This is a genomic window from Pseudomonas syringae (assembly GCF_023278085.1).
Classification (GTDB): Bacteria; Pseudomonadota; Gammaproteobacteria; order Pseudomonadales; family Pseudomonadaceae; genus Aquipseudomonas; species Aquipseudomonas syringae_Q.
The window spans coordinates 5,081,175-5,093,955 of sequence record NZ_CP066265.1 but is presented as its reverse complement, the minus strand read 5'-3'; the positions used below and the strand labels follow the sequence as shown (position 1 = coordinate 5,093,955).

11 protein-coding genes are annotated in these 12,781 nt (G+C 58.9%); 4 read left to right on the top strand and 7 right to left on the bottom strand.

Translation table 11 applies throughout. From position 1 onward, the window contains the following. Window positions 1-26 precede the first annotated feature (26 nt). The 3 genes from gshA to I9H07_RS22600 all read right to left on the bottom strand — a co-directional run bounded on the left by gshA (window position 27) and on the right by I9H07_RS22600 (window position 4,567). Entirely contained in the window at window positions 27-1,619 is a 1,593-nt protein-coding gene (gshA, locus tag I9H07_RS22610; protein WP_058824875.1) for a glutamate--cysteine ligase, read from the bottom strand. Window positions 1,620-1,862: 243 nt separating this feature from the next. Next, window positions 1,863-2,246: a PaaI family thioesterase gene (locus tag I9H07_RS22605; protein ID WP_024645108.1), complete on the bottom strand. Its 384-nt coding sequence runs from the start codon at window positions 2,244-2,246 to the stop codon at window positions 1,863-1,865. Next, window positions 2,246-4,567, bottom strand: coding sequence for a Tex family protein (locus tag I9H07_RS22600; RefSeq protein WP_024675330.1), 2,322 nt, complete (start codon window positions 4,565-4,567; stop codon window positions 2,246-2,248). Before I9H07_RS22600 ends, I9H07_RS22605 begins: the two co-directional genes overlap by 1 nt. A gap of 299 nt (window positions 4,568-4,866) precedes the next feature. Between I9H07_RS22600 and ompR the strand changes: the two genes are divergently transcribed. Then, window positions 4,867-5,607 (top strand): osmolarity response regulator transcription factor OmpR, encoded by a 741-nt coding sequence (gene ompR / locus I9H07_RS22595; RefSeq protein WP_024675329.1) that lies wholly within the window; start codon window positions 4,867-4,869, stop codon window positions 5,605-5,607. Window positions 5,608-5,770: 163 nt separating this feature from the next. Beyond that, window positions 5,771-7,081, top strand: a complete 1,311-nt coding sequence (locus I9H07_RS22590) for an ATP-binding protein (protein WP_024675328.1) — start codon at window positions 5,771-5,773, stop codon at window positions 7,079-7,081. A 251-nt stretch (window positions 7,082-7,332) separates the two neighbouring features. Here the strand turns inward: I9H07_RS22590 and I9H07_RS22585 are convergent, their stop codons facing one another. The 4 genes from I9H07_RS22585 to I9H07_RS22570 all read right to left on the bottom strand — a co-directional run bounded on the left by I9H07_RS22585 (window position 7,333) and on the right by I9H07_RS22570 (window position 9,387). Continuing rightward, window positions 7,333-7,800: an inhibitor of vertebrate lysozyme family protein gene (locus I9H07_RS22585; RefSeq protein ID WP_024675327.1), complete on the bottom strand. Its 468-nt coding sequence runs from the start codon at window positions 7,798-7,800 to the stop codon at window positions 7,333-7,335. A gap of 2 nt (window positions 7,801-7,802) precedes the next feature. Beyond that, window positions 7,803-7,967, bottom strand: coding sequence for a DUF1328 domain-containing protein (locus I9H07_RS22580; RefSeq protein WP_003380232.1), 165 nt, complete (start codon window positions 7,965-7,967; stop codon window positions 7,803-7,805). A 66-nt stretch (window positions 7,968-8,033) separates the two neighbouring features. Then, window positions 8,034-8,321, bottom strand: coding sequence for a hypothetical protein (locus tag I9H07_RS22575; RefSeq protein ID WP_024675326.1), 288 nt, complete (start codon window positions 8,319-8,321; stop codon window positions 8,034-8,036). 226 nt (window positions 8,322-8,547) lie between these two features. After that, on the bottom strand, window positions 8,548-9,387 hold the full coding sequence (locus I9H07_RS22570) for a BON domain-containing protein (protein WP_024675325.1): 840 nt from the start codon (window positions 9,385-9,387) through the stop codon (window positions 8,548-8,550). A gap of 196 nt (window positions 9,388-9,583) precedes the next feature. Between I9H07_RS22570 and algB the strand changes: the two genes are divergently transcribed. Both algB and I9H07_RS22560 read left to right on the top strand, forming a co-directional pair. Then, window positions 9,584-10,930 carry a sigma-54-dependent response regulator transcription factor AlgB gene (gene algB, locus I9H07_RS22565; RefSeq protein WP_236424913.1) on the top strand — a complete coding sequence of 449 codons (1,347 nt, stop codon included), beginning with the start codon at window positions 9,584-9,586 and terminating at the stop codon, window positions 10,928-10,930. 10 nt (window positions 10,931-10,940) lie between these two features. Beyond that, window positions 10,941-12,728, top strand: coding sequence for a KinB sensor domain-containing domain (locus I9H07_RS22560; protein WP_024675324.1), 1,788 nt, complete (start codon window positions 10,941-10,943; stop codon window positions 12,726-12,728). Window positions 12,729-12,781 lie beyond the last annotated feature (53 nt).

Sequence of the window (12,781 nt, the reverse complement as noted above, 5' to 3'; positions counted from 1 at the left end):
TCGTGACGCTCTGCGTCACACCCTGATCAGTTACTGATCGACAGAATGCTCGCCTGATACGACCCGACAAACGTGTCGAAATCCACCACTTCTTCCGTTGCTTCCAGCTCGACCTGTTCCTCGATGGAGGTTTTGGCCAGGGCTTCGAAGTGTGCCTGTTCTTCGGCGCTCAGCGGGTGGGTGCGGAAGTATTCGGCGTGGACCTGGCTCTGGCGCAGGGAGAACGCTGTAAAGCCTTCGCCATGCGCTTTCATGCTCGCCAGTACCTGGGCTGACGGTGTCAGGGCGGTGTCGTCGATCTTGGCCTGTTGCACAGCAATCGACTTGATGTGCTCGTCGATGCCCTGCGCCTGATCGAGCAGCCTGGCAATCGGGGTGATTTTCTCCAGCAGCTCGGTGGCCCAGGCCTTGAGCTCGACCGGGCTGTTATCGCGCATCAGGTTCAGACCCGGACGGCGGCCTTCCTTGACCACCGCCAGGAAGTTCGAACTGGCATTCGAACACTCGTGGCCAGCCAGCTGCGGGCTTTCTTCGAGCGCGCAGTACAGCACGAACGCGTCGATGAAGCGCGACTGCTCCAGGCTGATACCGGTAGGCAGGAACGGATTGATGTCCAGGCAGCGTACTTCGACGTACTGCACGCCACGCGCCACCAGCGCCTGAATAGGACGTTCGCCGCTATAGGTCACGCGCTTCGGACGGATGTTGGAGTAGTACTCGTTTTCGATCTGCAACACATTGGTGTTGAGCTGAATCCATTCGCCGTTCTGGTCATGAGTGCCGACATCGACGTAAGGCTGGTACGGCGTGGCCACGGCCTTGCGCAGGCTGTCGGTGTAACTGACCAGATCGTTGTAGCACGGCGTCAGGTCAGCCTGGGCATCGCTCTGATAACCCAGATCGCTCATGCGCAGGCTGGTGGCGTAGGGCAGATACAACGTATCGGCGTCGAAATGTTGCTCCAGCTGATGCTCGCGGCCGCGCAGAAAACCCGCGTCCAGCGCCGGTGAAGCACCGAACAGGTACATCAGCAGCCAGCTGTAACGACGGAAATTACGGATCAGCGCGATGTAGGAATGCGACTGATAGTCCCGTGCGTCGCCAGCAAAGTCTTCGGTCTGCTTGAGCAGCGCCCAGGCGTCTTCCGGCAACGAGAAATTGTAGTGAATGCCGGCAATGCACTGCATGGTCTTGCCGTAACGCAATGCCAGGCCCTTGCGATAGACGTACTTGAGCTTGCCGATGTTCGACGTGCCGTAATACGCGATCGGGATGTGCTCTTCGTCGGGCAGCGGGCAGGGCATCGACGGGCTCCACAGCAGCTCGTTGTCCAGCTTGCTGTAGGCGAAGCGATGGATCTTGTCGAGGCTGTCGAGGGTTTCAGCCGGGTTCTTCAGCGCTGGTGTGATGAACTCCAGCAGCGATTCGGAATAATCGGTGGTGACCTGGCCATTGGTCAGTGCGGCACCCAGAGCTTGTGGATGAGGCGTGCGGGCCAGTTCTGCCGCTGCAGTGACGCGCAGACACTCACGCTCTATACCGTGCAGGCATTGCTCCAGCAAAGAGAGGTTGTTGCGCTCGCCGAGCAGGGCAAGACGACGGTTCAAAAGTTCGCTCAAGGTGTAATCCTTCACGCATCGGTCGCCCCGATATGGGGGTGGACTTGACGGTCTACAAGGGTGAAGAAAGGAACTGGCGTGGTCGCCTGGTTGGATCTGTAACGCCTGTTCACAATCACTGCTCTTCGTCGTACCACCCAAATGGACTCGGCACCACGCTAATGGTGCCGAAATTAACCCAAATGATGTCGATACGGCTAGGTTCTGTTCACAGCGATTGCGTTTATCAGCCTTTATAGACGTCTAGAGAACAGCAAATGTGCCCTGAGCCTTTGCAACAAGTTTATCGCCCTGGACGACTTCCGCCTCGACGACCAGCGTCCTGCGGCCCGCATGCAGCACCTTGGCGATACACACAACCTCGCCCTCGGACACGCCACGCACATAGTTGATCTTGCACTCGATGGTCACGCTGCGCTGGTCGAAACCGTGGGAGCTGGAACAGGCCAGCCCCATAGCGATATCGACCAGGCTGAAGATCGCCCCGCCGTGCATCACATTGCCGCGATTGCGCAGGTGCGCCTCCAGCGGCAGCGCGACTTCGGCCACGCCTTCGTCCAGACGCCGCAGCTCGCAGCCGAGCATCTTGAAATAGGCGCTATGGGTCAGATCTTCCGGGATGTCCATCAGCGCTTCTTCAACTGCTTGGCGTTGGCGAACAGCGAGGCCATGGCGTTGTTGGCCGGGGCGGGGGCAGTGGTTTCCTTGCGCGGTGCGCTGCTCTGCTGGCGTTGCGAAGAGCCTGGGCGTGCGCCGCGAGCCCCGTCGATCTTCTCGCCGGGCGTATCGCTCATGCGCATCGACAGGCCGACGCGTTTGCGCGGGATGTCGACTTCCATGACCTTCACTTTCACCACGTCACCGGCCTTGACCGCTTCGCGCGGGTCCTTGATGAACTTCTCGGACAGCGCCGAGATGTGCACCAGACCGTCCTGGTGCACGCCGATATCGACGAACGCACCGAAGTTGGTGACGTTGGTGACGACACCTTCGAGGATCATGCCCAGTTGCAGATCCTTGAGGTCTTCGACGCCGTCCTGGAACTCGGCGGTCTTGAACTCCGGACGCGGGTCGCGGCCCGGTTTTTCCAGTTCTTGCAGAATGTCGGTCACGGTCGGCAGACCAAAGGTCTCGTCGGTGAATTTCTTCGGGTCCAGACGCTTGAGAAAGCTGGCATCGCCGATCAGCGAGCGGATATCCCGGTCGGTTTCAGCCGCAATGCGCTGCACCAGCGGGTAGGCTTCCGGGTGAACCGCCGAGGAGTCCAGCGGGTTGTCGCCATTCATGACGCGCAGAAAACCTGCGGCCTGCTCGAAGGTTTTTTCGCCCAGACGGCTGACTTTTTTCAGTGAAGCGCGGGTCTTGAACGCACCGTTTTCATCACGATGCGCCACGATGTTCTGCGCCAGCGTGGTGTTAAGACCGGAAATCCGTGCCAGCAGGGCAACCGACGCGGTATTCACGTCCACGCCCACGGCGTTCACACAGTCTTCCACCACAGCGTCCAGACCGCGAGCCAGTTTCAGTTGCGAAACGTCATGCTGGTACTGACCGACACCAATGGATTTCGGATCGATTTTTACCAGCTCGGCCAGTGGGTCCTGCAAGCGACGGGCAATCGATACCGCGCCACGGATCGACACGTCCAGCTCGGGAAACTCCTTGGCAGCCAGTTCCGACGCCGAGTAAACCGATGCACCGGCTTCGGACACCATGACCTTGGTCATTTTCAGGCCCGGGTATTTTTTGATCAGGTCAGCGGCCAGCTTATCGGTTTCACGGCTGGCGGTGCCGTTGCCGATGGCGATCAGGTCGACCGCGTGTTTGGCGCACAGGGCCGCCAGCACGGCGATGGTCTGATCCCACTGATTCTTCGGCACATGCGGATAGACCGTGGCGTAGTCGAGCAGCTTGCCGGTGGCATCCACCACGGCGACCTTGCAGCCCGTGCGCAGGCCAGGGTCGAGGCCCAGCGTGGCGCGCTGGCCGGCAGGGGCGGCGAGCAGCAGGTCGTGCAGGTTATGGGCAAACACGTTGATCGCTTCGGTTTCCGCGCCTTCACGCAGTTCACCCAGCAGATCGGTTTCCAGATGGCTGTACAGCTTGACCTTCCAGGTCCAGCGCACCACTTCGGCCAGCCACTTGTCAGCCGGGCGGCTCTGGTTCTGGATACCGAAGCGCTCGCCGATCATCAGCTCGCACGGGTGCATGGCGCCTGGCAGTTCTTCGCCGACTTTCAGCGCGCTGCTGAGAAAGCCTTCATTGCGACCGCGGAAAATCGCCAGGGCGCGGTGCGACGGCATGCTCTTGAGTGGCTCGTCGTGTTCGAAATAGTCGCGGAACTTGGCGCCTTCTTCTTCCTTGCCCGGCACCACGCGTGCGCTGATCACGGCTTCCTGCTTGAGGAAGCTGCGCAGCTTGTCGAGCAGGGCAGCGTCTTCGGCGAAGCGCTCCATCAGAATGTACTTGGCACCTTCCAGTGCGGCTTTCACGTCGGCCACGCCTTTTTCGGCGTCGACAAAGCGCGCCGCTTCGGTGTCCGGGTTCAGGCCCGGGTCGTTGAACAGGCCGTCGGCCAGCTCGCCGAGGCCTGCTTCAAGGGCGATCTGGCCTTTGGTGCGGCGTTTCTGCTTATAAGGCAGGTACAAGTCTTCAAGACGGGTCTTGGTGTCGGCCAGCTTGATGTCGCGAGCGAGTTCCGGGGTCAGCTTGCCTTGCTCTTCGATGCTGGCAAGGATGCTGACGCGCCGGTCGTCCAGTTCGCGCAGATAGCGCAGGCGTTCTTCCAGATGGCGCAGTTGCGTGTCATCGAGGCTGCCGGTCACTTCCTTGCGATAACGGGAAATGAAGGGCACGGTCGAGCCTTCATCCAGTAGTGCTACGGCCGCGGCGACCTGCTGTGGGCGTACACCGAGTTCTTCGGCGATGCGGCTGTTGATGCTGTCCATAAGACCACCTGGAGTTGTGAGCAAAAAACTGGGCTGTGTACGAATTGCCATGCCTGACTTCCGTCCGGCAGTGTTTATCTTGAATACTGGCGAACTGCTACAGGTCCGGCGTTGCCTGACTTTGAAGGCGGCGCATTATACCCGGCGAAGGCGGATTAGGGGATTGGCCGACAAACGTGGTCTTTTTTCAGTGCAATTGCATGCGCAAGTGTCGCCCCCAGTAAAATCTGCTAACAATGCACACGGTGCGCATCACCGCAGCTAAGCCATAATGCGCCCCGAGATCAGAGGAGCATCCGATGAGCAGCACCGCACAAAATGCTGAAGGCGAAAAAATCCTGATTGTCGATGATGATCCGGGGTTAAGCAGTCTCCTTGAACGTTTTTTCACCAGCAAGGGCTACCGTGCCCGCGCAGTGGCGAACGTGGAGCAAATGGACCGATTGCTGGCCCGTGAGGTGTTCAACCTCGTGGTGCTGGACTTGATGCTGCCTGGGGAAGACGGTCTTTCCGCTTGCCGTCGGCTGCGTGCCGCGAACAATCAGGTACCCATCATCATGCTGACCGCCAAGGGCGATGAGCTGAGTCGTATCAAGGGGCTTGAGCTGGGTGCCGACGACTACCTGGCAAAACCGTTCAACCCGGACGAGTTGATGGCTCGGGTCAAGGCTGTATTGCGTCGTCAGGCTGCACCTGTACCCGGTGCGCCCGGCAGTGAAGACGAGTCGGTGAGCTTTGGCGACTACGTACTGTCCCTGGCGACCCGCGAGCTTAAACGTGGCGAAGAAGTCCACATGCTCACCACCGGCGAGTTTGCAGTGCTCAAGGCCCTGGTGATGCACGCTCGCGAGCCGTTGACCCGAGACAAACTGATGAATCTGGCCCGTGGCCGTGAGTGGGATGCGCTGGAGCGGTCCATCGACGTGCAGATTTCCCGTCTGCGTCGTCTGATCGAGACGGATCCATCCAAGCCTCGCTACATCCAGACCGTCTGGGGCGTGGGCTATGTATTCGTTCCAGATGGTGTCGGAAATCGCTGATAACACGGTTATCAGCACTGAAATCCGTCATTCCTGCCAGTTACGTCGATAACCTTTCAACAGGCTATCGACGTTCTGGTTTTTTGCGTTCGTCCATCGGGTCTCGCCCGCGTTCGGCAAACCCGCGAGCCTGGCTCGCCTTGCAAAGTGTATGGCTGCTGTTATGAAGACTCCGCTCTGGTTTCCGCAAAGCTTTTTCTCTCGCACGCTGTGGCTGGTGCTCATCGTCGTGCTGTTTTCCAAGGCCCTGACCCTGGTCTACCTGCTGATGAACGAAGACGTGCTGGTCGACAGGCAGTACAGCCATGGCGTCGCGCTCACCCTGCGTGCTTACTGGGCAGCCGATGAAAACGATCGCGACGCGATTGCCGAGGCGGCCGGTCTGATTCGTGTTGTGGGCGGTGGCGTCCCGGAAGGGGAGCAGCACTGGCCGTACAGCGAGATTTATCAGCGCCAGATGCAGGCCGAACTGGGTGCCGACACCGAGGTTCGCCTGCGCGTACATGCGCCGCCTGCGTTGTGGGTGCGCGCGCCCAGCCTTGGGGATGGCTGGCTGAAAGTCCCGCTTTATCCGCACCCCCTGCGCGGGCAGAAGATCTGGAGCGTGCTGGGCTGGTTCCTGGCGATTGGTTTGCTGTCCACCGCGTCTGCCTGGATTTTCGTCCGTCAGTTGAATCAGCCACTCAAACGCCTGGTCTTCGCCGCTCGGCAATTGGGTCAGGGGCGCAGCGTGCGTTTGCCGGTCAGTGACACCCCCAGCGAAATGACCGAGGTCTATCGAGCCTTCAATCAGATGGCCGAGGATGTCGAGCAGGCCGGGCAGGAGCGCGAGCTGATGCTGGCCGGTGTCTCGCATGATCTGCGAACGCCATTGACTCGTTTGCGCCTGTCGCTGGAACTGATGAACGACAACGAATTTTCCGAAGGCATGGTGCGCGACATCGAGGACATGGACGCGATTCTCGATCAGTTCCTGGCGTTCATTCGCGATGGCCGTGATGAGCAGATTGAAGAGGTGGATCTGGGCGATCTGGTGCGCGACGTGGTTGCACCGTTCAACAATGATGAAGACAGCATCCGGTTGTGTCTTGAGCCGATTCCGCCTTTCCCGCTGCGCAGAGTGTCGATGAAGCGCCTGTTGACCAATCTGATAGGTAACGCGCGGCATCATGCAGGTAACGGTATCGAAGTGGCGGCTTACGTGTCGGGCGACAGAAATGCGCCTTATGTCGTACTCAGCGTTCTGGACAGAGGTGCAGGCATTGACCCTTCTGAGCTGGACACGATCTTCAACCCGTTCATACGTGGCGATCGCGCGCGTAGCGGCAAGGGCACCGGGCTCGGGTTGGCCATCGTCAAGCGTATTGCTGCCATGCATGGCGGGAATGTCGAGCTGAGAAACCGATCAGGGGGCGGGCTAGAGGCGCGGGTACGCCTGCCGTTGGGACTGATGCTGCCGAGGGATGCGATTTAAACGGAAGGTCTGACAGGAATATAAAGCGCCGTGCATAAGCCGTTGATAGCCTCCGACAGGTCGGAAAATACTCATGGACTTGCACGGCAGCTTGCCTGACCCGGCCCTTTACGGAGGTACTCCCTGTACCCCTAGGTCACGCCGATCTTGTCGATCAACGCATCCCGGCCCCATGGTCATGTGCGAACCTTCCTCAGGTTGCACAGATCAGGAAGGTGGCGGCTCGTAGAACCTGCACCTTCCCTGCTGGATCAATACCAGTTCGGGTCTTTGCGCAATTGCTCTTGCAGCAGACCCTTCATGCCCTCGTCAGGCTCACCCAGATAGCGGTAAGTCGCGTGACGGGTAGGTGACTTATCTGCAGGAAGACCTGCAGGTACTTCAACCAGCATGGCGTAGGCATCTTCCTTGTCGAGGCTGACAGCCACGATCAGGCGTTTGCTCTTGCACGTATCGGCGGTTTCGCAAAGCGGCCCCACCAGATACTTGTCACCGTCCTCGGTGACGGCCGTCATTTGCTGCTCGGAGGCACCGGAAAGGTTGATAACCCAGTCCGGCAACCGCTCTTCCTTCTTGACGACTTTCGTCCAGGTAGTGCGGTACTCAGGGGCCGAACTCAAAAGCTCATTGACCCTGGACTGCCCATCGTTGGCAGCCATGGCCATGGCACTGCCGCCCAATAGCAGGGCGGCGGCCAGTGTGCGAAATGACGTGTGCATCTTTAGCCTCGACCGCGACGACCGAAGAAGAACGACACAACGAACATCACCAGGAAGACGACGAACAGGATCTTGGCGATACCAGTAGCCGTACCAGCGATACCGCCAAAGCCCAGTACTGCAGCGATAATGGCGATGATCAGAAACGTGATAGCCCAACTCAACATGGTGATACTCCTTTTTAATGCCGTTTTATTTAATGATCTAAGGGTGATGCGTTTTTTCTAGTCGGGTCAGAAAACCCATTTTTGCTGCGGTGCGACTTCATCCACAGAGACGATGCCATCGACAGGTCGAAGGCTCGATGATGCTTCTTTGACCACGGGCGAGCTGACGCTGCGGTAAGAAACAGTGCTGCTGTGAAGGAATTGCTGACTGGCTTGAGCTGCCTGGCTGGTTTGATCCCAGCGCTGGTACTGTTGAATGGCGATCAGGGTGACCAACAGGGCCAGCATCAGGAAAAGACCTTGCTGGATGTGCAGGGGAGAAATGCGCAATTGTGCAACTCGCTGGATGTTCATCTGCAAACTCCCCTGACCCGTAGTCGTACGATCGTATGGGTCGCCATATACCGACCTCGTTGCAGGAGACATTGCAGACTGCATGCCAAGTTTTTACACGATATTAAAATCAATAAAATCAACAGGTTATAAAGTTTTACAGGCGGGTCCTACCAGCAAGCTGCACGATTACACATTTGTAATCGTGCGTTCTGCACGAGGCTCGATGCGCTCGACGCTTTAAGCATCAGCCCGCGCTACGCGCCATGACCTTCAGCGCATCGCCATTCACGCCTTTGACACCGCGAATGTTTTTCGCAATTTCAACCGCCAGTTCCTTCTCGGCGAAGTTGGCGACCACACCATTCAGACTGACTACTCCGGCCTTGGTGTCCACCTTGATATTCAAACCGTCCAGAGTCCGGCTATAGATCAGGCTGGCTTTGACCTTGCTGGTGATCCACGCGTCACTCATCTCTTCAGTGGGGGTCAGCGACTGCGGCTGAGCCTTGGAGGCTATCGAGTCGGCCGCGCTCAGACTGATCAGGTTGTTGACGCTGACCACGCCATCGGTATTGCTCGCCAGGCTTCCCGCCAGCTCTTTGGCTTCAGGGCTTTGCGCGCGGCCCTTGAGGGTGATGACGCCGTCCTTGCTGTCGACATCGATATTCAGGCCTTCGGTGACGCTGCTCCACAGCAGTTTGGATTTCACCGTTGCGACCAATGTTGCATCGTCGAAGCGCTGAGCCATATCGGTTCGAGTACCGGCGTCGCTGGCCACCGAAGCATCGACCTGTAACTGGTTATCGACTTTTTCAATGCCTTGGACGTCCAGCGCAATGCGTTCCGCCAGTTCACGATCAACTTCGCTTTCGACCTTGCCCTTAAGAATGGCCGTGCCTTGCTCGACATCCACATCGATCTTGAAAGGGCTCAGATGCTTGTTCAGTGCAAAGGCGGTCCAGATAGACCCTTCCTGACGCGCTTCGGCAAGTTGCGTAGGCAGGTCAGGCTGGGCGAGCACGGGACCGCTGCCAAGCATCGCTGTGGCGGCAGTGATCAGAGCAATCTTTTTCAGTGAAAACATGTGGGCGTTCCTTTTGTAATGAATTTCGTCTCCGGGCAGACGGTTTAAGCGGCGTAAACACGGGCCAATCAGGCTATTCGCCATTAAACGAACAGATAGCTACCACGAATGCGGCAGAATCAATCAGAATTGACCATGCAACTTGCCCGATGATTCCGAGACTAACTGAGACAATTCATTAAGGAGCGTAGGAAAAATGGAAGCAGCCACTGAGAATCAGGGCCGTATTCTCCTTGTGGACGACGAGTCCGCCATCCTCCGCACCTTCCGGTACTGCCTGGAAGACGAAGGCTACAGTGTCGCCACTGCCAACAGCGCAGCGCAGGCTGACACGCTGATGCAGCGCCAGGTGTTTGATCTGTGCTTTCTGGACTTGCGTCTGGGCGAGGACAATGGCCTTGATGTGCTGGCGCAGATGCGCATTCAGGCGCCGTGGATGCGCGTGGTCATCGTGACCGCGCATTCGGCCGTCGACACCGCCGTCGATGCCATTCAGGCTGGCGCAGCCGACTATCTGGTGAAACCGTGCAGCCCTGATCAACTGCGCCTGGCCACCGCCAAGCAACTGGAAGTGCGACAGCTTTCGGCGCGTCTGGAAGCACTGGAAGGCGAGGTGCGTAAACCCAAGGACGGTCTGGATTCCCACAGTCCATCGATGATGGCCATTCTGGAAACCGCCCGTCAGGTTGCGGTGACCGATGCCAACATCCTCATTCTGGGTGAGTCCGGTACAGGTAAAGGTGAGCTGGCCCGCGCGATTCACGGCTGGAGCAAGCGCGCCAAGAAGTCCTGCGTCACGATCAACTGCCCGTCGCTGACCGCCGAGTTGATGGAAAGCGAGCTGTTCGGTCACAGCCGCGGAGCGTTTACCGGCGCCAGTGAAAGCACGCTGGGCCGGGTCAATCAGGCCGACGGCGGCACGCTGTTCCTCGACGAGATCGGCGATTTCCCGTTGACGCTGCAGCCCAAGCTGCTGCGCTTCATTCAGGACAAGGAATACGAGCGCGTAGGTGATCCGGTTACCCGTCGGGCCGATGTGCGCATTCTGGCTGCCACTAACCTCAATCTGGAGGACATGGTGCGCAGCGGGCGTTTCCGTGAAGACTTGCTGTACCGTCTGAACGTCATCACCCTGCACCTGCCGGCCCTGCGTGAGCGCAGCGAAGACATTCTGACCCTGGCGGACCGTTTTCTGGCGCGTTTCGTCAAGGACTACGCTCGTCCGGCCCGGGGTTTCAGTGATGAAGCACGTGCCGCGCTGCTCAATTACCGTTGGCCCGGCAATATTCGCGAACTGCGCAACGTCATCGAGCGCGCCAGCATCATCTGCCCGCAAGAGCGTGTGGAGGTCAGCCACCTGGGCATGGCGGAGCAACCGGTGAACAATTCACCGCGCGTAGGCGCAGCGCTGAGTCTGGACGAACTGGAAAAAGCCCATATCGGTGCCGTGCTGGCCACCAGCGAAACACTTGATCAGGCTGCGAAAACACTGGGTATCGACGCTTCTACTCTTTACCGCAAACGTAAACAGTACAACCTGTGAATGACCTCCAATGAAACTGGCCATGAAGTTGCGCACCCGCCTTTTTCTGAGTATTTCGGCCCTGATCACGGTCGCTTTGCTCGGCTTGCTGCTGGGGCTCGTCAGTGTCATGCAGATGGCTCGGACTCAGGAATCGCTGATTCAGCACAACTTCGCCATTCTGGATCTAGGTTTGAAGCTGCGCCAGAACCTCGGCGATCAACTGGTGCTGATGACGGGCTCGCAACGCAATGAGCCTGAGCTGGAAAAAACCCAGAGTCAGTTTGAAGAGCTGCTGGAGCAGGGCTCTGTGCAGGATACGCAGCAGGAAGTGCGCAGCGGTTTCGAGAAGACCAAGGGCGATTACCAGAACTTCATCAAGGTCTGGAAGCTTTACGGTAATGATCCGCGCGGCATACGCGGCACGCCACAGTTGAGCGAGAGCTTCGATACGTTGCGTAACGGGTTGCTGAGTGTGCATCGCACCGCCCTCGAAAACATCAGCAATGCCGAGATCAATTCTCGGGATCGTGCGCTGTGGATCGCCGGCCTGCTGGGGCTCGTCGGGCTGGCGGTGCTGTGCATCGGCTTTGTGACAGCGCACGGCATCGCCCGGCGTTTCGGCGCACCGATCGAGGCGCTGGCCAAGGCGGCCGATCGAATAGGCGAGGGTGATTACGAAGTGACGCTGCCTATTTCTTCGGCTGCCGAGATGAACCTGCTGACCCGGCGCTTCGGCATCATGGCCGAGGCCTTGCGCCAGCATCAGGCGACCAATGTCGACGAGCTGCTGGCGGGGCAGCAGCGTCTGCAGGCGGTCCTCGACAGCATCGACGACGGCCTGTTGATGATTGACCGCCAGGGTCATCTGGAACATTTGAATCCTGTGGCTCAGCGGCAACTCGGTTGGGATGAAAGTCGTCTGGGTCATAGCCTGGGCGAAGCGCTGGGACGTCCCGAGCTGGATGAGCAACTGCATCTGGTGCTGCGCGGCGGGACTCTGGAGCGTGCGCCGGAAGACCTGGCCATCGAAATAGACGGCGAGTCTCGCTTGCTGACCTACAGCATGACGCCGGTCAGCCATACCAAAGGGCATATTCTGGGTGCGGTCATGGTGCTGCATGACGTGACCGAGCAGCGAGCGTTCGAGCGTGTGCGCAGTGAGTTCGTGCTGCGCGCCTCACACGAACTGCGCACGCCGGTCACCGGCATGCACATGGCGTTCGGCCTGTTGCAGGAGCGGCTGCATTTCGCGCCAGAATCCCGCGAAGCCGATCTGCTGAATACTGTCACCGAAGAGATGCAGCGCTTGATGCAGCTCATCAATGACTTGCTGAACTTCTCGCGCTACCAGAACGGTCTGCAAAAACTCAAACTGGCTCCGTGCTCCATCGAGACTCTGCTGGAAGAGGCCAAGGCCCGATTCGAAGACCAAGCGCTGGAACAAGACATTGTGCTGATGCTGGATGTGCAGGAGCCCATGCCGCGTCTGCACGCCGACCAGTCGCAACTGGAACGGGTGCTCGACAACCTGCTGGACAACGCCTTGCGTCATACACCGCCGAAGGGGTTGATCCGCTTGCAGGCGCGGCGCCACGGCGAGCGGGCGATTATCAGCGTCGAGGACAACGGCGAGGGCATCGCCTACGGCCAGCAAGGTCGCATCTTCGAACCTTTCGTCCAGGTCGGCCGCAAAAAAGGCGGCGCCGGGCTCGGGCTGGCGCTGTGCAAGGAGATTGTCCAGTTGCACGGCGGGCGCATGGGGGTCTACTCAAGGCCAGGGCAGGGCACGCAGTTTTATATGGCGTTGCCGCTTTGAGGCGCGGGTTCAGACACAATAAAAACCCTTGGCCGTTGTTGTGCGTCCTGTGC

What these genes read in the sequence shown, in the direction of transcription:
- I9H07_RS22560 (WP_024675324.1), top strand. Translation starts at nt 10,941, where the DNA reads ATGAAACTGGCCATGAAGTTGCGCACCCGCCTTTTTCTGAGTATTTCG.
- I9H07_RS22585 (WP_024675327.1), bottom strand. Translation starts at nt 7,800, where the DNA reads ATGCACACGTCATTTCGCACACTGGCCGCCGCCCTGCTATTGGGCGGC.
- I9H07_RS22600 (WP_024675330.1), bottom strand. Translation starts at nt 4,567, where the DNA reads ATGGACAGCATCAACAGCCGCATCGCCGAAGAACTCGGTGTACGCCCA.
- I9H07_RS22605 (WP_024645108.1), bottom strand. Translation starts at nt 2,246, where the DNA reads ATGGACATCCCGGAAGATCTGACCCATAGCGCCTATTTCAAGATGCTC.
- I9H07_RS22590 (WP_024675328.1), top strand. Translation starts at nt 5,771, where the DNA reads ATGAAGACTCCGCTCTGGTTTCCGCAAAGCTTTTTCTCTCGCACGCTG.
- I9H07_RS22575 (WP_024675326.1), bottom strand. Translation starts at nt 8,321, where the DNA reads ATGAACATCCAGCGAGTTGCACAATTGCGCATTTCTCCCCTGCACATC.
- ompR (WP_024675329.1), top strand. Translation starts at nt 4,867, where the DNA reads ATGAGCAGCACCGCACAAAATGCTGAAGGCGAAAAAATCCTGATTGTC.
- I9H07_RS22570 (WP_024675325.1), bottom strand. Translation starts at nt 9,387, where the DNA reads ATGTTTTCACTGAAAAAGATTGCTCTGATCACTGCCGCCACAGCGATG.
- algB (WP_236424913.1), top strand. Translation starts at nt 9,584, where the DNA reads ATGGAAGCAGCCACTGAGAATCAGGGCCGTATTCTCCTTGTGGACGAC.
- I9H07_RS22580 (WP_003380232.1), bottom strand. Translation starts at nt 7,967, where the DNA reads ATGTTGAGTTGGGCTATCACGTTTCTGATCATCGCCATTATCGCTGCA.